This window comes from Nocardia sp. NPDC023733 (assembly GCF_040639775.1).
Taxonomy (GTDB): Bacteria; Actinomycetota; Actinomycetes; order Mycobacteriales; family Mycobacteriaceae; genus Nocardia; species Nocardia rosealba.
This window is the reverse complement of record NZ_JBFAAN010000001.1, coordinates 36,511-57,890: the sequence shown is the minus strand read 5'-3', so window position 1 is coordinate 57,890 and position 21,380 is coordinate 36,511. Positions and strand designations below refer to the sequence as shown.

The window sequence follows — 21,380 nt, the reverse complement described above, 5'->3', positions numbered from 1 at the left end:
CCTAGACCCCTTCATGTCTGCGGTCCCGGCCGTAGATGTTCAGATCGGCCGGTCCGCCGACCACCTCGGCGTCGATTCGTCCCGTGGCGGCGCGCACGAAATCCAGTGGCGTACCGGTGAGCACCATCTCCTTGCCGCCGCTGCCGGCCGTCAGTTCCCGGCCGGTGGACAGGACGACCCTGGTTCTCGGGTAGTCGAGGCGATCGAATTCGGTCGACAACCACTCGGTCGAGATCGTGACCGCGCTGTCGGACAACAGAACTCGCCTGCCGAGCGCGTCGTCCACGTCATCGGCGTGCACGGCGATCTCGTGCACGAGCGTGAGCACTCCGACTCCGAAGGGCTGCCCGGCGACACCGTAGGTGTCCGCTGCCCAGATCGCGTCGTCCAGCGATTCCAGGTGTGGTCGCAGACGCTGCGCGACCGAGCGGAATCCCGATGCGAAGAACTGCGGTGTGGCCTGTGGGTAGGCGAGGGCCTGCACGTCCGGCGGCCGGGTACCGATCGTTCCGTCGATGACGTCTTCGCCGGTCGCGAGTAGATGGGCGAGCACGCCGCGGACGGTCCAGCCCGAACAGCGGGTGGGGTTGTCGAGTTCGCGCACACTGATATCGGCGAATCGATCGCCGAGTTCGCTGTATTCGCGGCATGTTTCATCGATGATGCGAGACTTGTCCCAGTGAACAAGGGTCATGTCGAGTCCTAACTGGCGCGATGCGCCCGCGACAGGTTGCCTGAGTCGGCCCATTCGGGTTCCGTTTCGGAAAGGTCCAATCGGCGCTCGGCCACCGAGAGCGAGCTCACGACGGCGACTCCGAGTACGCCTTCGGCGTCATAGAGCTGAGCGACATTGACAGCCAGCCCGGCCGCGGCCAGGTGCTGGTGCGCTTCGAGCCCGAGGCCGCCTTCGGCCGGTGCGCGCGTGAAAGCCGCTGTCGTGTCGTGGTTGATGTAGCCGATGCCCGTCGATCCCAAGGCGGTGATCGTGTTCGTGAGCTCGGCGGTCGCGGCCAATCGGGCGACCGAGGACATCGGCACGCCCTCGATTGCCTCGACATGGTTGATCCAGATGCGTTTGCGCTGCGCGTTCTGCACATCGCGTGGCTGCTCGGTCCACAGGTCCGGTCCGGCACCGTCGTGGTTCCACCACAGGCCGGGCCTGGTCGGCGGGCCGGGCGGGCACGGTGGTCGCGCTCCGTGCTCGGCTGTCCAGAACTCGCCGGGTGGCTGTCGCGACTTGCGTAGCAGTGTGAGGGTCGCCCGCGCCACGAGCTGCCCTTCCTGGTGCGAACTCCAGTCCAGGACTTCGATATTCGCGCCTTTGCGGGTGGTCACCACTGTGGTTTCCAGCCCCGCGAAGCGAACCCGACGCAGGAGTTCCAAGGAGAAGCGGGCCGGGACGAGACCGGTGCCGGAGGCATGGTCGCCGAGCTCCTGCCCGGCCAGGGCTGCGACAGCCGTGCCGTTCACCGCCTCGGGATCCCATTGGCTGCGGGCGTAGCCACTCGGACGGCTGGTCCCCGCCGTGCGCACGAAAAGAGCCACAATGTCCCCTCCGCAGACTGTTCAGTCTGCAAGTCACTCTGGGCGGTTCTACTACCCAGCGCCGGGCCGAGATTCCCCGTCGACCCGTTCAGCTTGCTAAGAACCAGTACCAATATGGACAGTAGAACAGGTTCTATTTTGCCGCAACAGTTTTCGCCTCTTCGACCGAAGCCACCGGCGCTTCAGGCTGCACCTCCACACAGGCCACATTCATTTCCCTCGGCGCGCCGAGGACGAATTCGACCACCTGCGCGACATGGTCGGGATCCATCCGCCCCGAATGACGAGCCAGACCCCACCGCCCCCACAACCCGAACAGCGCACCGAGCTCGGCGGGCGCCCAGGTGCTCCCCATAGCAGTGCGCGTCGATCCCGGCCGCACGATCGACGTCCGAACTCCGGTCCCCTCCAACTCCTTCTGCATGGTCACCGCCAGCGCTTCCAAGGCGCACTTCGAGGCGGTGTAGGCAGCCATCATCGGCTTGAACCGGGTCACGTTCTCACTGCTGACGACCACGATGTCACCGCGACGGCGTTCGATCATCGCCGGCAGTAGAGTATGGATAAGCCGGTGTGCACCAAGCAGATTCACGTCGACCATGGCCGCAAGACCAGCGGGAGAAAGCTCCTCGACCGTGGCTATGTCGGCGTCACCGGCGCACAGAACCAGCGCGCCGACCGCACCGTGTGACTCACCGAAACCCGCAGCGAACGCCTCGATCTCAGCGGCGGCCGTGAGATCCAGACAGACAGCTGTCGCCGCTCCGCCCTCGGCCCGGATCGCGGCGACAGTACCGTCGAGCCGCGCGGCGTCGCGCCCGGTGGCGACTACTCGGCAACCTGCCACACCGAGGCGGAGCGCCACGGCGGCACCGATCCCCGACGAAGCTCCCGTCACCACGACAACTGGTCGCTCGTCCTTCATCCAGATGCTCCCCACATGCGCTACATCGACTGTACGTAGCCTGGACAATGCCAGACATACTGCGGTAGAACACGTTACATTCTAATGAATGAAACCGGTTGCAGTTCTTGCAAGTTGAAGTGAGGGGAATTGTGTTATGGAGTCGCAGTCGAGGTTCGTCCGGGCGTTCGGAGACAGTCCCTACTACCTGACCCTCGTCAAATTCGCGGCCAAGGTCGACCTCGCAGCCCAGCGCCTCACCCGAGGACGCGTCGGGCTGCTGACACTCGGCGGTTTTCCCAACCTGCTGCTGACCACCAAGGGGCGCAAGACGGGAGCCGAGCGGACCGTCTCGCTGCTCTACGTGCCACACGGCGACGACATGATCGTGGTCGGCTCCAATTTCGGCCAGGCCACCCACCCCGCATGGACCGCCAACCTGACCGCCGCTGGGCGGGCGGTAGTCCGCGTCGAGGGTGAAACGTTCTCCGTGATCGCACATCCGGTGCGCGCGGAGCAGCGCGCCGAACTGTGGGCCCACGTGATCGAGCATTGGCCGGACTACACCGACTACGCCGCCCGATCCCAACGAGAGCTGCGCATGTTCGTGCTGAGTCGCGAGTCCGAGCGCTGACGACGCCGTTCGAGCAGTCACGCTCGGTTCTCGGGCAGCCACGACACGAAGGAGGATCCGATGCTGATCTGCGGGATCAAAGCAACCCATGACGGGGGCATCGCACTTATCGACAACGGCCGGTTGGTCACCAGCATCGAAATGGAGAAGATCGACAACCTCGATCGCTATACCCCACTGGGCGACGCCGCGCGCGTCCCGGAGCTCCTACGCACAGCGGGCATCGACCATCGCGATGTGGACGCCTACGTCGTCGACGGGTGGTGGGCACAGCCCGGCCAGGATCCGTTCGAACCGGCCGTACCACTTCGACGCGACGGTATGACCGTTCACCTGCCGGTCGCCGCGTACGCCGACTCCCCGGGCCGGTCCGAGCCGATTCAGCGCTACCACTTCGATGCACACGATTTCGGCTCGGGCAAGGGTTATACGAGCTACTTCCACAACGCCAACCACCTACTCGGGTCGTACTGTTCGAGCCCGTTCGCGCAGCGGAACGAAGACTCGCTGGTGCTCGTGTGGGACGGCGGAACGACCCCGCGCCTCTACGACGTCCGGCCCGCGGATCGGTCGGTCCGCGCCGTCTCCTCGCTGCTGCGGGTACCCGGCAACTTCTTCTCCGACTTCAACGCGCATTTCGGCCCCTTCCGCCTCGACGGGCGCGGCCTCGACATGAACGCCCTGATCCGCCACCACCTTTCCGTGGCCGGCAAAGCCATGGCCTACGCCGCCCTCGGCACCCCATCGGAAGCGGCGTTCCCGGTATTCGACGATCTGCTCGGTAGCTTCCCGAGCGTCGTTCCACAGAACGCCGCAGCGATGGCCCAAGCCATACTGGCGAAACGAGATGCCTACCTACCCGGCTTGTCCGATGCGGACATCATCGCCACTTTCCAGGAATACCTGGGACAACGATTACTCGCGGCGCTGGCCCGCGTCGTAGCCGAACACTTTCCCGGCGCTCCCCGAAACCTTTGTCTCGGTGGCGGATGCGCACTCAATATCAAATGGAACAGCCGGATACGAGCGTCGGGACTGTTCACCGACGTGTGGGTACCACCATTTCCGAATGATGCCGGGGCCGCCATCGGCACAGCGTGTTGCGAGATGTGGGGCACCGGGCTGACAGCGCTCGACTGGTCCGTCTTCAGCGGTCCGCCCATTCGCACCGGAACGGTTCCGGAATCATGGACGGTCACGCCCTGCGATGAAGCCGAGGTAGCCAGAATTCTGCACGAATACGGCGAGCCGGTCGTCGTCCTTTCCGGCCGCGCCGAACTCGGTCCACGGGCACTGGGTAATCGCAGCATTCTGGCACCCGCTCGGGACGCAGCAATGAAGCAGCGACTCAACCTGATCAAGGACCGAGCCGACTATCGACCGGTTGCGCCCATATGCCTCGCCGACCGGGCCACCGAAATCTTCACGCCGGGGGGTAGCGATCCCTACATGCTTTTCGAGCACGAAATTCGCCCCGATTGGGTCGATCGCATCCCGGCGGTCATCCATCTCGACGGCACCGCACGGCTGCAGACCGTCCAACGAACCGACGATATCGCCGCGGCCCGGATCCTGACCGCCTACGAGGCACTCACAGGCGTCCCCGTGCTCTGCAACACCAGCGCGAACCTCAACGGCAGTGGCTTCTTCCCGGATGTCGCGTCGGCCCTTCGGTGGGGTGGCACACGGTACGTGTGGTCCGACGGACTGCTCTACACCAACCCGGATCCGACCCGTTCTATTGCCTAAAACTGAAACACGTTCTATCTTGCTGATATGGCTTTGAACGTCGCTGATCTGCTCGAACATGCTGTGGACGCGGTGCCCGATCGCATCGCAATCATTTGTGGAGACCGGCAGGTCACCTACCGTGAGCTCGACGAGCGCGCCAACCGGTTGGCGCACCATCTCGCCTCGCGCGGCGTCGGCAAGGGTGACCATGTCGGCGTGTACTCGCGCAACTCGATCGAGGCGCTCGAGACGATGATCGCGACGTACAAGCTGCGCGCGATCTCGGTCAGCATCAATTACCGCTATACCGCCGAGGAGGTCCGCTACATCGTCGACAACGCGGACCTGGTGGCGCTGGTGCACGAACGTCGCTACGCCGACATCGTCGCCGAGGTGCTGCCGCAGACGCCGAAGCTCACCGACGTGGTGGTGGTAGACGACGCCTCGGACGCAGATTTCAGTCGCTACAACGGCGTCGAATACAACGAAGCCATCGCCGCGCAATCGCCCGAACGGGATTTCGACGAGCGCAGTTCCGACGACACCTACATCCTGTACACCGGTGGCACAACGGGTTTCCCCAAGGGCGTGATGTGGCGGCACGAAGATGTGTGGCGTGCGCTCGGTGGCGGTATCAACCATGTCACCGGTGAATACGTGAAGGACGAATGGGAACTGGCGAACAACGCCAAGCAGTCCCCGGTCGGTATCGTGATGGCGCCGCTGTCGCCGCTGATTCACGGTGCGGCGCAGTGGGCAGCGTTCATCGCCCTGAACTCCGGTGGCACCGTCGTTTTCATTCCGCAGTTCGATGCCGATGTGGTGTGGCAGACGGTGGAAAAGCATCGCGTCAATGTGCTCACCGTTGTCGGCGACGCCATGGCCAAGCCGCTGCTCGACGCCTACAAGGCCGGTAGTTACGATTCGTCGTCGCTGTGGGCGTTCACGAGCCATGCCGCGCTGTTCTCGCAGTCACTGAAACAGGAATACCTCGAACTGTTCCCGAATGTGTTCATCACCGATGTCATCGGTTCGTCCGAGAGCGGCGGAACGGGCCTCGGTGTGGTGAGCAAGGATTCCGACCATTCGCAGGGTCCCCGGGTGAAGTTCAGTGCGCAGGCCGCGCTGATCGATGACGACGGCAACCTGGTCGAGCCGAAACCCGGTGCGACCGGCCGGATGGCGCGCACCGGTCACGTGCCGATCGGCTACTACAAGGACCCGGAGAAGACCAAGACGATCTTCGTCGAGACCGGCGGCAAGCGCTACGTCGTGCCGGGCGACTACGCCCGCTACGAGGAAGACGGCACCGTCACCCTGCTCGGTCGCGGTTCGGAATGCATCAACACCGGCGGCGAGAAGGTGTTCCCCGAGGAGGTCGAGGGCGCACTCAAGTCGCACCCGGACGTTTTCGACGCGCTGGTCATCGGACTGAAGGACGACCGGTACGGCCAGACCGTCGCCGCGATCATCCAGCCCCGCTCCGGCGCCACCATCGACCTGACCGAGCTGGATGCCCACGCCCGCACCAAGATCGCCGGTTACAAGGCGCCCCGTTCGTACTGGACCGTCGACGAGATGATGCGTCAGCCCAGTGGCAAGGCCAACTACCCGGCGGCCAAGAAGTACGCCGCCGAGCATGCCGACGAGGCCGCGTCGCCGCGCTGACCAAGAGCGATCAAAGGGCCCCTGACCACTAGGTCAGGGGCCCTTTGACGTGCAAGCGGGTCAGCCGTGCCGACCTCGGTCCGCCCGAAGCCGCTCGATGGCCCGATCGATCGCCGTCGCACGATCGGCCGACGGATCCGCCCGCAGTTCGAAGCCGATGAGCCGGTTGGCGGCCGCCGTATTGCCGAGGACCATGCCGAGCAGGGTGTTCATCTCGTCGGCGGGCTTGCTCGGGGTCTGCGGGACCGGCACCGCGCGCGGCACGGCACCGCCGCTCGACGTGCCCTGCCGCGACACTGCGAAAGCGGCGATACCGATCAACAAGATCACCACCCCGATCGGCACCATGTCCCGCGCCGATTCGAGATTCTGGCGTTGTCTCTCGGCCAGCTCCTCGTAGCTGGTCACCCCGTGCGAGTCCCCGTACGTCCAGCACTCCGTACCGGGCGTCATGGCCTTCCCGTCACAGATCGGTGCGGCGTCGGGATCATTGACGTAGCCGAAGATTCCGACGCCGAGAAGAACCAACCCGATCGGTATCGCGATGAACGCGACCAGCTTCGCCAAGCCGTTGTGCGCACCGCGCTGTTCGCCGGTCATCGTCCACCCATCCGCGCGATCCTGTTCCCGCACAATGCCTTCGCCATCCTGTTGTATCAGATGGCGGCCCGCTCGGGCGGACGATGCGGCCACTATCGGTTGGGAAGGAACCGACGAGGCCGCCGCTCCTTCAATAGCGGCAGGGCCTTCTGTACGGTGAAGAACACGCCCTTGAAGTTCACGTCGAAGGATCGGTCCTCATCGGCTTCGGTCAATTCGGTGATCGTGGTGAAGATGGCGGTGTCCGCGTTGGTGAAGATCGCGTCGAGGTGACCGCGCCAGGTGCTGATCGAACGCATCAGGGCGTCCAGGTCGTCGAGGTTCGCGGCGTCGGCCCGGACCGCGAGGACACGTGGTCCGGCATCGAGTTCGGTTGCGGCGCAGTGCAATCGGTCTTCATCGCGGCCGGTGATGATAACGTAGGCGCCCTCGTCGAACAGGCGCCGGGCCGTGGCCAGACCATGCCCGAGGTGCCGCCGGTGATGAGGACTGTTCTGTTCCCGCGGCCGGGCTGTGCACTACTAGGCGGTGGCCGGGCAGGTCGGGCAGTTACACAACGCAGCAAACACCAGCGGTCCGGCGACTCGACAGACCGCTAGCGGCGTCACCACCGTGACAACCCCCATATTCCGCGGGACATGCCCGGGGCGCCACTGGTGCGTGCACCGGGCGGGTTCGATATCGCTTGACGCAACTGTCGTCCGTGTTCGTCGCCATCCGGCCGCGGGAACCGTTCCACAATCAAGAGGTTCCTCGCGGCGCTACCTGGGATTGGCATGCAGACGCTGCGGCTCCTGGTCGCTGAGGGAGACAGCGCTACACCCGCGCGCATCAAGGACCTCACCGGCGCGAAGAGCCTTTCGGGCGTGAAATCCGCACAGCGGCATGCGTTCCGGTCGATGCCGCTGCGGCCGCGGCAGCCTGGATGGCTCATCGAGAGGAAGCACCTCGACAACCGCCAAGAGGCCGCGATCGAGCGGTACTTTTGTCCGTGTGAACCTGCTGTCCTTGGTTCGCGAGGTACTTGACCAGATCGACAGAGAGCACCGGTGACAGTCCGGCTCCGACACCGAGCCGACTTCACGGAATACCCAGGGGGAGAACAGAACAATGACGGCTGACCCGACACCTTTCGGAGGCGGCAGTGGCGGCGGGCCTACCGGCCCCGACTGGCCGAAGATCAGCGGGATAGCCGCGGTCGTCGCAATCCCGATCGCGATCCTCGCGATCGTCGTGCAGTGCGCCACCAACTCGACTCCTACCACTGCCGATACCAGCAGTGGTGGGACACCGGTGACCAACTCGCATCCCGCACCCCCGACCTCGTCGACCACGCCTCCTGGACAGGAGCTGTGTGACGGTCCGAATAATCTGCGGATCTGCGTGATGAAGGACCACTCCGGCAGTCTCAGCTATTGGGCCACCACGAATGTCTCGGACGACTGCACCATAACGATTGGTCTGTACGACGACGACAGCGACTACCTGGGACCGGTCTTCGAGCCGACTAAGGAACCGTGTGAGCGGGCCCAGTCGTATCGCCCACCGGACCTGGGCGACCCGACCACGGGCCGCAGGTACCACTCCGAGCTGGCGGTGGAATGGAGCGACGGCAGAGTCGAGGTCTACAAGAGCCCCACTCTCGTGTGGTGATCCGACCGGCGGTGACATCCCGGCACGCGGCGACGTGCGCTGCTTCCACCCGAACAGCGACGCGCCGCCGCCCAGCCATTCCTAACCGCTCGAAGCCGCACGGCCCGAGCCGACTCCAATCACCAGAGCAAAACGGCTTCGATCACCAGTTCATAAGAGCAGACCCCAGGCTCGCCTGCGTTCCCATCGTCGACGTGCCTTGCCGTGGGCCCAACGGAGACGGCAACGCGATAGGTTCGGAACCGGCGAATCCGGATCGCTAGATCGTGTAGGAATCCGCGATGACCAGGCGGTTGCCCATTTTTTGTGTGTCCTGCCGAGACCGGCGACCTTCCAGCGGGCCACTGTGAACTGGCGAGACCGCTGCTCGGCATCCAGACGGGCTGTTGATCACTCGGTCGACTGAGCGAAGCGCACGTCGCAGGTTCTTGATCGCTGGAATTGAACCTGCGACACCTCACCTGGAGCTTGCGTCCGGCAGCGGCCTCGCGCGCGAGAATGCTGACCAGAAATCCTGCTGAGAGTAGCTGTCACAGGTTCGTGCGTTCCCGGGCAGATCCAAGAGGGGACGCGGGCGACGGGGAAACCGAATTCGCGTGGCGAACTCTTCATGTCGGCGATCACAGCACGATTTCGGCCGACCAGATGCCGCAATTCGGTGGTTCCCGGCGTGGCGTTCGGGAATGATCGCGGCATGGTCTCTCGAGTGCAGCACGTGGCGATCGATTGTGCGGATGCCTATGCGCTGTCTCTGTTCTGGAGCGCTGTCACCGGCAGCCCGACGCATCCGGAGGACGGACCGGGTGCCGAGGAGACTCAAGTGTTGCTCGCCGAGGGCCCGGTACTCCATTTCAACCAGGTACCCGAGTCCAAGACGATCAAGAACCGGATCCACCTGTGTCTACGCCCCGAGAGCTCACGCGATGAGGAGGTGGACCGGCTGCGCGGCATCGGTGCCACTTTTGTCGCCGATCACCGGAACCCTGATGGCTCAGGCTGGGTGATCCTCGCTGATCCCGAAGGCAACGAGTTCTGCGTGCTGCGCAACAATTCCGGCTGTGAGTCGTAAACCGGGCCGACCAGCTGCGGCACAAGCGGTTTGCGCCCTCCTGCAAACGGTTGGGGGCACACCAGGAAGCCGCAGGGCACAGCGTCTAGCACCGACCCACATCCAGCGCGTAGCTACCTGACATCGCTACCAGCATCCGCTCCAGACCCCAGTCGGGATCGAGGATCGGGACGTACAGGGCACCAACGCAGCTCGCCGACAGCTCGCACGGCTCGTCACAGTTTGCTGGTAAGCCGACGTGTCACTACATGTCGAATTTGCGAGGCTCAAGCCGTAGTTCGGCCGGACATCGGCATGCGCGGATGTCTCGAGCCGCATCGGATCTCAGCGGCCCGCCGAGTGCTCAGCGGCAGAAGCGGACGTTGTCTGCCGCAGCGCGTCCGAGCCGCTCACATCCCTTCGGCGAAGACCAGCCGCACAGTGACGCCGGACTTCCGGATTTCACGAGCGGCGCGGTATTCCGGTGAGTCGTACCAGGCCCTGACCTGATCGAGATCGGGAAACTCGAGCACAACCACACGCCCCGGCCAGTCGCCCTCCAGAACCTCGGGCACGGCGGCCACGAGATATCGGCCGCCGTACTGGCGAATCGAGGGCTCAGCCAGCTTCCAGTACGCCAAGCCAACCTGCTCGTCGTGAACCTCGGCCTCGACTACAACGTAGGCTGCCATCCCGTAACTCCTGCCGCCGCGCAGCGGCTTCGATGTATCGATCATGTTCTCGCCGAAGGTACTTCACGCGAGCAGACCGGCCGCGCAGGTGTCCTGGAATCGGCATGTGCGGACGTTCTCGACGCGCGGGCTGTGACTTGCTGAGCACTAGCCGGCCTGGCGCGGACCAGTCGGGCGTCGAATACGTCAGGTCCAGCTGACCGGGATCACCGCCGGTACAAGTCGTGTTCCCCGCTAGTCGATTACGCACCGGCTCCTTCGCGTGCGATCTGGGCGGTGGCCTCGGCCTCGATCCGCTCGAACTGCTCGCCCATGCGTGCTGCGAGTGCCTGCGCGGCCGACAGCGGACGCACCATCACCATGAAGTCATCGATGCGGCCTTCGGCATCGAAGTGCAGGAAGTCGCAGCCGGTGATCTGCTTGCCATCCACGCTCGCCTCGAATACCAACGCGTGATCGCGACCGTCCGGGGACACGATCTCGCGGACGTAGCGGAAGTCCTCGAATACGCGCATCACCGCGCGCAGGATGGCCGCGGTGATCGCCTTGCCCGGGTACGGCTTGAACGCCACCGGGCTGGTGAACACCACGTTCTCAGCGAGCGCGGCTTCGATCGCGGCCTCGTCGCGGGCCTCCACGGCCGCTCGAAAGGGATGCATTCCCTCACCTTTCATAGCCAATTTTTTGATTACTGAGTGTTGACGGTAGCGAGGTTGGGTCTTTGAGTCCATCCCCTACATGGACAATTATTTGATTATTCTCCTGACCTGGTAAGTTGTCCGAATGGCGCTACGGAACGCGGTGTTGGCCGCCCTGCTCGACGGCGAGGCTTCCAGCTACGAGCTGGCCAAGACCTTCGACGCCTCGGTCGCGAACTTCTGGATGGCCGCCCCCCAGCAGCTCTACAAGGAACTCGAGCGTATGGCGGCCGACGGGCTCATCGAGACCCGCGTGGTGCAGCAGGAACGCCGCCCCAACAAACGACTGCACACCATCACCCCGGCCGGGCGTGCCGCACTGCACGAATTCATCGCCTCGGCGGCCAAGCCGACCGCGATCCGCGACGAGATGATGGTCAAGGTCCAGGGCATGGACGTCGAGGACACCGCGGCGGCGCGGGCGGCGATCGCCGAGCGGATGGAATGGGCGAGAGCGAAACTGGCTCGCTACGAACGCCTTCGGAACAGACTGCTCGACGGCCGCAGCGAACAGGCCTACCTCGCCGAGGCCGAGCGCATCGGACCCTATCTCACCCTGCTGCGCGGAATCTCCTTCGAACAGGAGAACATTCGCTGGGCGGAGTTCGCCTTGGCGGCGATCGATCGACGCGTCCCCTCGAACATCTAGCGTCGCGCACGCGCCCGAGGTGGGAAATGGACGGCCGGTAAGCGGGTGTGGTGGTGCTGGCACTACCACACCGGGGCAGTAGGCGGGACCCGGTATTCGGGTGCGCGTGGCATGGGCAGGCGGGTTGTCGATTCCTAGGCTCGAAATCGTCGGAAACACACCGATGATTTCCGGCTCGAACAGGAGAAAAGACACTGCTCATGAACCGATTTCGGCGGAACTCCGGTAAAGCGGGCCTTTCAGTTGTTGTGGTGGGTGCGGCGCTCGCGGTGGCCGCGTGCGGGGGTGGGGCGTCGGTGGGGGCATCGGACGAGGTGGTGACGATGCCGCCACCTGCGGTGGCTGCCGCGATGGACGCGGTGGTTCGCCAGGGGTTCCCGGGTGTGCAGGTGGTGGTCGACGGGCCCGGCGGACATCGGACATTCAGTGCGGGCGTCGGTGACCTGGGTACCGGCGCACCGTTCCCGGCGGACGCGCGCGTCCGGATCGGGAGCAACACCAAGACCTACGTGACCACGGTGATCATGCAACTGGTCGCCGAGGGGAAGGTCGACCTGGACGCGTCGATCGAGCGCTACCTACCCGGGGTGGTGCGCGGCAGCGGCAACGACGGCAACCGGATCACCGTGCGGCAGGTGTTGCAGCACACCAGTGGGGTGCCCGACTACCTCGGTCGTGGCTCCGGCGACGGCATCACAGCCCAGAACTCCGAACAGCTCGACCCGGACGAGGAGGCGCTGCGGTGGCAGCACTTCGAAATGACCGAGTTGGTCCGGCGGGCGATGACGACGCCGCCACAGTTCGAACCGGGCGCGAAATCGGTGTACACGAACACCAACTACCTGCTGGCCGGTCTGCTGATCGAACGGGTGACGGGCAATCCGGCCGCCGACGAGATCGGGCGCCGGATCCTCGAGCCGCTCGGTCTGCGCGACACCTATGTGCCCGCTTCCCGCGAAACCGGCATCCGTGGCCCGCATGCCCGTGGCTACCACCGGGTCGACGGTGAGCCGGTCGATTTCACCGACTTCGACCCGTCCTGGGCCGCCACCGCCGGTGACATGGTCGCCACCGCGACCGATCTGAACCGCTTCTTCATCGCGTTGCTGTCCGGAAAGCTTTTGCCGCCTGCGCAATTGGCCGAGACGCAGCGCACCGTGCCGTTCGACCGGATGCCGGGCGCGGACTACGGGCTCGCTCTGATCCATCGGACCGCGTCGTGCGGTGCGCAGGTGTGGGGGCACGGCGGCAGCATTCCTGGTTTCGAGACGCGCAACGGCGTCACGTCCGATGGCACTGCGGTGACCGTCACGGTCAACCAGTTGCCGACTACCGAGGAAGAGGCGGATGCGGTCAACGGCGTGTTGGACGCCGCCCTGTGCGCGTCGTGATCGCCTACCCCACCGCTCCCCTATGCGACCGAACAACTTTCGAGGAGAAACAGTGAAACGCGCCAAAGGGCTGCCTCTCGCCCTGACCGGCCTGATGGCCTGTGCCGCCCTGATCGGCTGTGCCGGTCCCGATGCCGAGGCGGAGTCCCACACCGCGGTGCCTGCCCGGTTCACCGGTCAGCATCTGGAGTGGAAAGACTGCGGGGTTCCGAAACTGGACGAGGCGGGGGCACAGTGCGCCGACGTCACCGTGCCGGTGGATTACGCCGACCCGCAGGGTCCGACTCTGACCGTGGCGATCTCCCGGATCGCCGGTACCGACCCGCAGCGCGGCGTCATGCTGTCGAATTCGGGCGGTCCCGGTGGTGAAGGTCTGGACTTCATGGTCGATGTCGGCAAGGCGATGACGCCCGAGGTGCGGGCTCGCTACGACCTGATCGGGATGGACCCGCGCGGGGTGGGGCGTTCGTCGGCCGTCGACTGCGAGTGGCCGGTCGGCTTCGGACTGCATTCAGCGGGCCTCGACGCGGCCGGCTTCGCGGAATCCGTTGCGACGCAGCGCGATCTGGCCGCCCGCTGCGCCGCCACCGAAGGGGCGCGGCTGCCTCACATCACCACCCGCAACACCGCACGGGACATGGACGTCATCCGCGGGCTTCTCGGCGCGGAGAAGATCAGCTACTTCGGCACCTCGTACGGCACCTACCTCGGTGCGGTGTACATGCAGATGTTCCCCGACCGCAGCGACCGGATGGTGCTCGACAGCGCGGCCGACCCGGACGAGTACGGGCCGGTCGGCATGATGCAGGCCATGGGTCCGCTCAATGAAGCCGCGTTCGATCTGTGGGCGGAGTGGGTCGCGGCACGCGACGCGGAATATCACTTCGGTACCAGCCGCGCCCAGGTCCGCGAGGCCGTTCAAGAGCTGATCGGACGGGCCGCCGTCACGCCGATCCGGTTGGGTGAGTACGAGATCGACGAACACTGGCTGCCGGTGGTGTTGTTCGTCGGGCTGGACAGCCCCGACCAGTACGAGATGGTGGCCCGACAGATCCGGACCATCGCCGATGCCGCCGCGGGCAAACCGGCCCAGCCCGACGAGACGTTGGATTCCACCCTCGGATTCGCCTTGAAGGCACGGCCGAAAGACAATTCGTCGCAGATGGCGATCATGTGCGGTGACGTGGCCACGCCGCGCGATCCCGAGTTCTACCGGCGCAATATCGAGGCGGCCCGCGCCACCCAGCCGCTGTTCGCCGGGTTCACCAACAACATCACCCCGTGCGCGTTCTGGGCACCGCCGGTCGAACCGACCACGGTGGTGCGCAACTCGGTGCCTGCCCTGATCGTGCAATCCACCGGTGACACCAGGACCACCTACGACGGAGCGGTCGCCCTGCACGAAGATCTGAGCGCTTCGCGCATGGTCACCCTCCAGGACGTGCCGATCCACTGGATATTCGGGCGCTACCAGAACTCCTGCGTGTACTCGGCCGTGAACACCTACTTCCGCGACGGCACACTGCCCGCCGACGACATGACCTGTCGAGCCGACTGACCGGAATCGGGCGAAGCCCTGAACCCTGCACGGGTTCAGGGCTTCACGCGTTCAAGTAGGCGAGCACGGCGAGTACCCGCCGATGGCCGACGTCCTCGGCAGACAGCCCGAGCTTCGCGAAAATGCTCCGAATGTGTTTGTGCACAGCGCCTTCGCTGACTACCAACCGCTCGGCGATGGTCGCGTTGTTGTGGCCCTCCGCCATCAGCGCGAGCACCTCGCGCTCGCGGGCGGTCAGCGCGGCCATCGGGTCGTCGGCTTTGCGCCGCACCAGCAGCTGCGAGATCACCTCGGGGTCCATCGCGGTGCCACCCGCCGCGACCCGGCGCAGCGAATCGAGGAAGCGATCGACCTTGCCGACGCGCTCCTTGAGCAGATAGCCGACACCACCCATCCCGTCGCCGAGCAGTTCCGCGGCGTAGCTGTCCTCCACCCAGGACGACAGCACCAGCACGGGCAGTCCGGGGTGCAGTTTGCGTGCGCTGACGGCCGCGCGTAAGCCGTCGTCGGTGAATGTGGGCGGCAGGCGCACATCGACGACGACCGCGTCCGGGCGATCTGCGGCCACCGCCGTGAGGAAGTCGTCGGCGTTGTCCACGGCGGCGATCACCTCGATACCCGCCGTGCTCAGCAGCAGCACCAAGCCCTCGCGCAGCAGGGCATTGTCCTCGGCGATCATGACCCGCACGGCAACTCCACCCGCACTACAGTAGGGCCACCTGGTGGACTGGTCAGCGCCATCCGGCCGTCGAGTGCCTCGGCCCTGCGCCGGATTCCGGCCAGCCCGCCGTCGTAGGTCTCCACGGCGCCGCCCACGCCGTCGTCGCGGATCTCGATCGTCAACAGCTCGGGAGCACCGCCCAGCACCAGCGAGATGCCCGAGGCGCCGGAATGCTTGGTGGCGTTGGTGAGTGCCTCGGTGATGACGAAGTACGCCGCCGCCTCCACCGCAGCGGGTCGCCTGCCCACCTCGTGGAGCTCGAGCGCACAGGGGATCGGGTTGCGGGCGGCCACGGCTGCGACCGCACTGGCCAGGCCACGGTCGGTGAGCACCGGCGGGTAGACATTGCGCACCACATCACGTAGCTCGGCCAGTGCGGCCGTCGCGGTGTCCTGCGCCTTGCGCACGAGCTCGCGCGCGGTTTCCGGGTCCTGGTCGCGCAGCTGGTCGGCCAGTCCGAGCTGCATGATCACCGCCGCGAGCCGGGCCTGCGCCCCGTCGTGCAGGTCCCGCTCGATGCGGCGCAGTTCGGCGCCGTGCGCGTCGAGCGCGGCCGCCCGGGTGGCAGTGAGGGCCGCGACCCGGTCGGCCAGCAGGGCGCCTTCGGGTGGTTTCAGCAGGGCACGGGTGGCCATCGCCTGCCAGCGCGCGGCGACGGGGAGTTGCAGGGTTACCAGGGCCACCGGCACTGCGAGGACGAAGCTCAGAATCGCCCTCGGCCACGAGTCGACTGTGAAGCCGAAACTGGCGAACTCCTCCCCCGGCGGCATCAGCTGCCAGAACGCGGGGATCGTCAGCTGAATGAGGGTGCTGAGCGGGAGTGCGAGGGCGAATACCGCGAGGTAGAGGCCGGTCAGCGCGTGGGCTGCCAACCAGCCGAAGTCCCGGCGGTTCGCCGGATCGGTGAACACCGTCGCGACCCGCTGCCGCAGTCCACCGGTGAACGGCTGATAGGCCTGCACCGCAGGCTCACCGAGGTACCGTGCCGCCCGGCGCCGATCGAACGACACCAACGGCCGGACCAGCCGAACAGCCTCGGGCAGTGCCGGTATGCCGACCCCGATCAGGCAGAAAGCGCCGACGATCAGCAGGCCGACCACCGCGAACAGCGCGAGCAGAGCGGTGACGCCACCGACCGCCAGGTACCAGACAGCGCCCGGCAACCGCCGTGCTTTGTCTCGCGCCGCGCGCAGGGCCTTCATCACCTCGCCATGCTGTCAGAACGGGACGCGACCGCGCCTGGCCGGTGCGCCGTCGGCACTGACCCAGAACTCCTTGACCCCAAGTCGAGTTGAGGTCTTAGCGTGGCGTTCGTCGATCACCACGCGAGAGGACATGCTCATGATTCTGGTCACCGGGGCCACCGGAAACATCGGTAGGCCGTTGCTGAAAGAGTTGCGGGCGTGCAGTTCCGGGCCGGTCAGGGCACTCACCCGCGACACTTTCGGAGCAGCCTTCCCGGCGGGGATCGAGGCGGTCGAGGGCGATCTGGCCGACCCCTCCTCGGTGGCGTCGGCGCTGGCAGGGGTACGGTCGATGTTCCTCGTGCCGGGGATCGGGCCGGACGCCGAGATCATCGACCGCGCCCGCCGGGCCGGTGTCGAGCATGTGGTGCTGGTTTCGTCGATCACCGTGGAGACCCATCCCCACCTCGGTCCCGCCGTAGACAAGGCGTCGGTGGAGAAGCTCCTCGAGGCCAGTGGGATGGATTGGACGATTCTGCGGCCGACGCAGTTCGCGTCCAATGCGCTCATGTGGGCGCCGACCATCCAAGCGGGTCTGCCCGTCCAGATGCCCTACGCCGACGTCGGGCTCCCCACGATTCACCCCGCCGATATCGCCTCGGTGGTCCGGGTCGCGCTGACCGAACCCGGGCACCGGGGACAACGGTATGCGCTCACCGGCCCCGCACCGGTGAGCGCGCGTCAGCAGGTGACGACCATCGCCGGGCTGCTGCACCGCGACGTCGAGGTCACCGAGATCACCCGCGAGCAAGCCCGGGCAGGGATGGTCGCGGTCTTCGGGGAGGACGCCGCTGACGCCGTCCTGGATGTTACGGGTGGCGATGTCGACGACGCGCTGCTGCGGGTGCGTGACACCGTCGCGCGGGTGACGGGGTCGACGGCCAGGACCTTCGAGCAGTGGGCCGAGGAGAACGTCGACTCCTTCCGGTGAGGGTCACCGGTTGGGGAATGAACCGACGAGTCCGCCGTCGATGACGAGGTCCTGCCCGGTGATGTAGGAGGCGTCGTCGGAAGCCAGAAAAGCCACCGCCGCAGCGACTTCCGCGCCGTGACCGACGGCGCCCAGCGGTACCTGTGCGGCGTTGCGTGCGTCGGCCTCGGGGTCGGTGGTGGCGTCGCCGGTAGGCCGCGGTACAGCGTCCACGAGGCGTTGAGGACGACCGCGGAACCGTGAAGAACACGCCTTTGAAGTTGATGTCGACAGACTGGTCGACGTCGGCCTCGGTGAGTTCCGAGGCGGGTTTGAATATCCCGGACGGCGTCGAGGTGGCCACGCCAGCGCTGGGTGGAGTGCATCAGGGCATCGAGGTCGTCGGGTTCGCCACGTCGGCGCGAACGGTCAGCACCCGTTGGCCCGCATCGAGTTCGGCTGCGGCACCGCACCATCGGTGGGGAATCTCTACGGGGACTTCGCGAAAATCCGTGCCGCCGCGTGGAAAGAGCACAAAACCGCCCGGGAGGGCGGCTACCTACACCAAGTCCCTCGCGAGGCTGCCTCTGACAGGACCGGTTCACCGCGATCATGCAACTCAACGAGTTGTTCGAACGCTGACGTGTCGGCGTCGAACGCCACGTCCTAGATGCCTCGATTCCCTCAAGGCAGGAGTGGGTAACCGACATCTCACCCCGGTGAGTTGGGCCGACTCTGCGCTCCCAAGGCCCGGAGCAGCCTGCGCGATCAGCGGCATTTCCGTGCGTTCACGCCAGATGCGGAGCCAGGATCGCCGCGCCTGCACGTACGGCGGCCCAGTCGGTTTCGTCCTGCCGGACCAGCGCCTGCGGCAACCACGTCCGGCGCTGCACCTGTTCCCGAATCAGCGCAGGGATATCGAGCTCGATCCCCGGGACGACACCGGCCACAGCCAGGTGGTCCACACGCTCCTGCATGGCTTGCAGTAATCGGTGGTCGAAATCGATTACAGCAGACACGAATTCCTCCGTGCTGACCGTCCTCAGGCCCGACAGCGGCGCGGAGAACGTGATCTCACCATCGGGATCGGGTGTGAACTGCCACGCCACAGTGACCGTGTCCTCGGGGCCGAGGGTGCGCCACCACCGAAACGCGGGCCCGAATCGCAGATACGAGGTGTCAGTCCATCGCAGGCTGTACGCCTCGGAGGCGGCCTCGACCGCTGGATTGTCGAGGAGATCCGGATCGCCGGCGTCGACCCACTCCTCGGCGCCAGCGGCGAAGAACTTCGCCAAATCATCCGGCACCGGCTCGAGGGCCGAGGGCAGAACGGCGAGCAGGTCCTCCCACAGCCGCACCACGTAATAGTCCACCCACGACGTTACGGCAGCGCCGCCATCGCCAATCATGTTCGTGGTCCGCTCGGCATATCTCAGCAGCTCGACACCACCAACCCCCAGGCAGTACCACCCCTGGGTGAGCCCGAACCAATGCAGACGGCGATGCTCCCCCCAAGGAACAACCTTCTCGAGGGGCGCCAGCTCGAACCGGACACGCATCATGCCCCCGATTCAACTGATCACCCCGCGCGCTGTCGACCACATTCGTGGGTCGGCGGGTAGATCGCCCTGCGGACGTACTGGGCGTTCATCGACCACTTGCACTGCGTGGAGGTCAAACACGACGCGATGTAATCGGCATTTCAGGATGCTTCTACCGGTCTGGTTGTAGCAATGTGGTCCAAGAGCGATCTGGGGAAGCCCGTCCGCGCCGAACCCCGGGTCCCGGGTCCGCGGACCGGTGGTGGCGGTTCCACCACCGCCTAACCGATCAACCACGATCCGCGCTCGTGCCGCGCCGAATCATGGGGCTGCTGTAGGGAGAGGTGACATCGCAATATCTCACCCCGGCGAGCACCGCGACCTTTTCGCGACGCAAGCCAGGAGTGCGTCGGATCCGAGTGTCGCCCACGGCCAAACCGGTATCCTCAAGGGTCTCCGTGGCACGCCGAGACCACAAGAATTCCTTCATCTCGGCGCTCCGTCTGACCCGTGCTTCGGTGGACAGCGTGGCTTAACTCATGGCGACGATGGAATGCACCGCGCGATCGCGGATTCGGTGCGGCGATGCTCCTACGATGAACCGCATGACAGTCACCATGAGCAATGTCGGGATCGTCGTCGAGGATCTCGGGGTGGCGATCGACTTCTTCCGGGAGCTCGGTTTGGAGCTCGAGGGGCGGGCCGTGGTGGCGGGCGAGTGGGCCGGGCGGGTGACCGGGCTCGGGGACCAGCGGGTCGAGATTGCCATGATGCGCACGCCGGATGGGCACAGTCGACTCGAACTCTCGCGGTTTCTCGAGCCCGAGGTGGTCGCCGATCACCGCACGGCTCCGGTGAACGCGCTGGGGTATCTGCGGGTCATGTTCCAGGTGGACGACCTCGACGACACACTCGAACGCTTGTGCAAGCACGGCGCGCGGGTGGTCGACGAGGTGGTGCGGTACGAAGATGTCTATCGGCTCTGCTACGTGCGCGGTCCCGAAGGGTTGCTGATCGGGCTGGCCGAAGAATTGGGGTAGGCGTGCGCTGAGTTCCGCCGGATCTGTTCGCGAAGGATGTCGCCGTGACCTGCGTGTCTGGCGAACTCCTCGATCATGGCGAGCAGCGTCCAGCGCATGCTGACCGTTCCCTCACCGGGGATGTCGAGGGTGTCGTCGAGGTCGAAGCGGGCGGCGATGTCGCGGGAGCGGCGACTCGCGCGTTCGAACTCGGCGATGACATCGGCCAGCGATTCGTCATCGGACACGGCGAACGTACCTTCGTCGCGGCGCGAGTATCCGTCGCATTCGGATTCCGCGAGCCCGGCCCAGAACCGCTGAAACCAGATCCGTTCCGCACCTGCGGCGTGCTTGAGGAGCGAGATCGGTGTGGTGAGCGATGGGACGAGACGTCTGCGCGCGTCGGTTTCCGACAGCCCGCGGGCGGTGTCGATGAGCGCTTCGCGGTTGCGGTCGAGCATATTCTCGAGAAGCATCCGCTCCCCACCACTGGTAATTCGTTCGGTCTTCATCTCTTTCACTCCATTTCCGTTGTGCCAGAATGCGCGGATGGCCATCAAGTTCGACGCTGTCGACGCCGCGTTGCTCGCCGAGCTTGCACGGGATCCCCGGGCGCCGATTCTCGAGCTGGCGCAGCGGCTCGGGATCGCGCGGAACACGGTGCAGGCGCGGATGAAGCGGCTCGAGTCCTCGGGGGCGGTGCGGGGGTATCCGCCGGACATCGATGTGGCGGCGATCGGGTTCGCGGTGCACGCGTTTCTCGGAATCGAGCTCGATCAGAACAAGATGGACCCGATCATCGAGCGGTTGCGCGACTTCCCGCATGTGCTCGAGGTGCACGCGACGACCGGTCGCGCCGATCTGCTGGTCCGGGTGGCCGCGCGCTCACAGCAGGATCTGCTGGAGATCATTCAGCGGGTGCACGCCATCGATGGGGTCAACCATACCGAGACGATGCTCGCGCTGGCTACACCGATCGGGTATCGGAGCCTGCCACTGGTCGAGGATCTGACAGCGCGGCGATCCGACGACGATGTGAGCTAGGTCTCGCGGCTCGAGCAGATTGACGCATCCGCAGCAGTGTCCTAGATCACTTTTGAGCAGTCTGATCAACTTTATGTGTGACTGTTGACACAGTTCACCCCTTCACGGCACATTTCGCAGCACGGGTAGC

At 65.6% G+C, this 21,380-nt stretch carries 22 protein-coding genes and 1 pseudogene; 11 read left to right on the top strand and 12 right to left on the bottom strand.

Going from position 1 to position 21,380, the window contains the following annotated elements:
• Position 1 precedes the first annotated feature (1 nt).
• From AB0F86_RS00250 to AB0F86_RS00240, 3 genes are all read right to left on the bottom strand, one after another.
• Entirely contained in the window at positions 2-694 is a 693-nt protein-coding gene (locus AB0F86_RS00250; protein ID WP_181698514.1) for a maleylpyruvate isomerase family mycothiol-dependent enzyme, read from the bottom strand.
• 8 nt (positions 695-702) lie between these two features.
• The gene (locus AB0F86_RS00245; protein WP_356986387.1) at positions 703-1,545 is read right to left on the bottom strand and encodes an acyl-CoA thioesterase domain-containing protein; all 843 of its coding nucleotides are present in this window, start codon (positions 1,543-1,545) and stop codon (positions 703-705) included.
• 133 nt (positions 1,546-1,678) lie between these two features.
• Entirely contained in the window at positions 1,679-2,470 is a 792-nt protein-coding gene (locus AB0F86_RS00240; protein WP_225279250.1) for an SDR family NAD(P)-dependent oxidoreductase, read from the bottom strand.
• Between the two features lie 136 nt (positions 2,471-2,606).
• Here AB0F86_RS00240 and AB0F86_RS00235 point away from each other — a divergent pair, with 136 nt between their 5' ends.
• From AB0F86_RS00235 to AB0F86_RS00225, 3 genes are read left to right on the top strand one after another with little or no spacing between them, the layout of a single operon-like run.
• Positions 2,607-3,083 (top strand): nitroreductase family deazaflavin-dependent oxidoreductase, encoded by a 477-nt coding sequence (locus AB0F86_RS00235; RefSeq protein ID WP_181698511.1) that lies wholly within the window; start codon positions 2,607-2,609, stop codon positions 3,081-3,083.
• 60 nt (positions 3,084-3,143) lie between these two features.
• Positions 3,144-4,832 carry a carbamoyltransferase N-terminal domain-containing protein gene (locus tag AB0F86_RS00230; protein WP_356986390.1) on the top strand — a complete coding sequence of 563 codons (1,689 nt, stop codon included), beginning with the start codon at positions 3,144-3,146 and terminating at the stop codon, positions 4,830-4,832.
• A 27-nt stretch (positions 4,833-4,859) separates the two neighbouring features.
• Positions 4,860-6,482: an acyl-CoA synthetase gene (locus AB0F86_RS00225; protein ID WP_356986391.1), complete on the top strand. Its 1,623-nt coding sequence runs from the start codon at positions 4,860-4,862 to the stop codon at positions 6,480-6,482.
• Positions 6,483-6,542: 60 nt separating this feature from the next.
• Here AB0F86_RS00225 and AB0F86_RS00220 read toward each other — a convergent pair whose 3' ends face one another.
• Entirely contained in the window at positions 6,543-7,082 is a 540-nt protein-coding gene (locus tag AB0F86_RS00220) for a hypothetical protein (protein ID WP_356986393.1), read from the bottom strand.
• A 92-nt stretch (positions 7,083-7,174) separates the two neighbouring features.
• Positions 7,175-7,495: an SDR family NAD(P)-dependent oxidoreductase gene (locus tag AB0F86_RS00215; protein ID WP_357171653.1), complete on the bottom strand. Its 321-nt coding sequence runs from the start codon at positions 7,493-7,495 to the stop codon at positions 7,175-7,177.
• A 973-nt stretch (positions 7,496-8,468) separates the two neighbouring features.
• Here AB0F86_RS00215 and AB0F86_RS00210 point away from each other — a divergent pair.
• The gene (locus tag AB0F86_RS00210; protein WP_356986395.1) at positions 8,469-8,735 is read left to right on the top strand and encodes a hypothetical protein; all 267 of its coding nucleotides are present in this window, start codon (positions 8,469-8,471) and stop codon (positions 8,733-8,735) included.
• Between the two features lie 694 nt (positions 8,736-9,429).
• Complete coding sequence (locus AB0F86_RS00205) at positions 9,430-9,804, top strand: VOC family protein (protein WP_356986397.1); 375 nt, start codon at positions 9,430-9,432, stop codon at positions 9,802-9,804.
• A gap of 389 nt (positions 9,805-10,193) precedes the next feature.
• On the opposite strand, the gene AB0F86_RS00200 is transcribed toward AB0F86_RS00205, so the two are convergent.
• Together AB0F86_RS00200 and AB0F86_RS00195 are read right to left on the bottom strand one after the other, a co-directional pair.
• A complete protein-coding gene (locus AB0F86_RS00200) occupies positions 10,194-10,520 on the bottom strand; it encodes a DUF1330 domain-containing protein (protein WP_356986398.1) in 327 nt (108 codons plus the stop codon).
• A gap of 197 nt (positions 10,521-10,717) precedes the next feature.
• A complete protein-coding gene (locus tag AB0F86_RS00195; RefSeq protein WP_356986400.1) occupies positions 10,718-11,134 on the bottom strand; it encodes a nuclear transport factor 2 family protein in 417 nt (138 codons plus the stop codon).
• Positions 11,135-11,258: 124 nt separating this feature from the next.
• Between AB0F86_RS00195 and AB0F86_RS00190 the strand changes: the two genes are divergently transcribed.
• From AB0F86_RS00190 to AB0F86_RS00180, 3 genes are all read left to right on the top strand, one after another.
• Entirely contained in the window at positions 11,259-11,822 is a 564-nt protein-coding gene (locus AB0F86_RS00190) for a PadR family transcriptional regulator (RefSeq protein ID WP_356986401.1), read from the top strand.
• 251 nt (positions 11,823-12,073) lie between these two features.
• Positions 12,074-13,213, top strand: coding sequence for a serine hydrolase domain-containing protein (locus AB0F86_RS00185; RefSeq protein ID WP_356986403.1), 1,140 nt, complete (start codon positions 12,074-12,076; stop codon positions 13,211-13,213).
• Positions 13,214-13,265: 52 nt separating this feature from the next.
• Complete coding sequence (locus AB0F86_RS00180) at positions 13,266-14,771, top strand: alpha/beta fold hydrolase (RefSeq protein WP_356986405.1); 1,506 nt, start codon at positions 13,266-13,268, stop codon at positions 14,769-14,771.
• Positions 14,772-14,814: 43 nt separating this feature from the next.
• Here AB0F86_RS00180 and AB0F86_RS00175 read toward each other — a convergent pair whose 3' ends face one another.
• Together AB0F86_RS00175 and AB0F86_RS00170 are read right to left on the bottom strand one after the other, a co-directional pair.
• The gene (locus AB0F86_RS00175; RefSeq protein ID WP_356986406.1) at positions 14,815-15,459 is read right to left on the bottom strand and encodes a response regulator transcription factor; all 645 of its coding nucleotides are present in this window, start codon (positions 15,457-15,459) and stop codon (positions 14,815-14,817) included.
• Entirely contained in the window at positions 15,447-16,694 is a 1,248-nt protein-coding gene (locus AB0F86_RS00170) for a sensor histidine kinase (protein WP_181698541.1), read from the bottom strand. Before AB0F86_RS00170 ends, AB0F86_RS00175 begins: the two co-directional genes overlap by 13 nt.
• A gap of 139 nt (positions 16,695-16,833) precedes the next feature.
• Between AB0F86_RS00170 and AB0F86_RS00165 the strand changes: the two genes are divergently transcribed.
• Positions 16,834-17,667 (top strand): NAD(P)H-binding protein, encoded by an 834-nt coding sequence (locus AB0F86_RS00165; protein ID WP_356986408.1) that lies wholly within the window; start codon positions 16,834-16,836, stop codon positions 17,665-17,667.
• 3 nt (positions 17,668-17,670) lie between these two features.
• On the opposite strand, the pseudogene AB0F86_RS00160 reads toward AB0F86_RS00165, so the two are convergent.
• Both AB0F86_RS00160 and AB0F86_RS00155 read right to left on the bottom strand, forming a co-directional pair.
• Positions 17,671-17,808: pseudogene (locus tag AB0F86_RS00160) on the bottom strand (SDR family oxidoreductase); the annotation flags it as partial.
• A gap of 626 nt (positions 17,809-18,434) precedes the next feature.
• A complete protein-coding gene (locus AB0F86_RS00155; RefSeq protein ID WP_356986410.1) occupies positions 18,435-19,208 on the bottom strand; it encodes a DUF5984 family protein in 774 nt (257 codons plus the stop codon).
• A gap of 584 nt (positions 19,209-19,792) precedes the next feature.
• Here AB0F86_RS00155 and AB0F86_RS00150 point away from each other — a divergent pair.
• The gene (locus AB0F86_RS00150; protein ID WP_356986411.1) at positions 19,793-20,227 is read left to right on the top strand and encodes a VOC family protein; all 435 of its coding nucleotides are present in this window, start codon (positions 19,793-19,795) and stop codon (positions 20,225-20,227) included.
• On the opposite strand, the gene AB0F86_RS00145 is transcribed toward AB0F86_RS00150, so the two are convergent.
• On the bottom strand, positions 20,173-20,718 hold the full coding sequence (locus tag AB0F86_RS00145) for a DinB family protein (protein ID WP_356986413.1): 546 nt from the start codon (positions 20,716-20,718) through the stop codon (positions 20,173-20,175). The two genes, AB0F86_RS00150 and AB0F86_RS00145, sit on opposite strands and share 55 nt — an antisense overlap.
• A 37-nt stretch (positions 20,719-20,755) precedes the next feature.
• Here AB0F86_RS00145 and AB0F86_RS00140 point away from each other — a divergent pair, with 37 nt between their 5' ends.
• Complete coding sequence (locus tag AB0F86_RS00140) at positions 20,756-21,250, top strand: Lrp/AsnC family transcriptional regulator (protein ID WP_067493199.1); 495 nt, start codon at positions 20,756-20,758, stop codon at positions 21,248-21,250.
• Positions 21,251-21,380 lie beyond the last annotated feature (130 nt).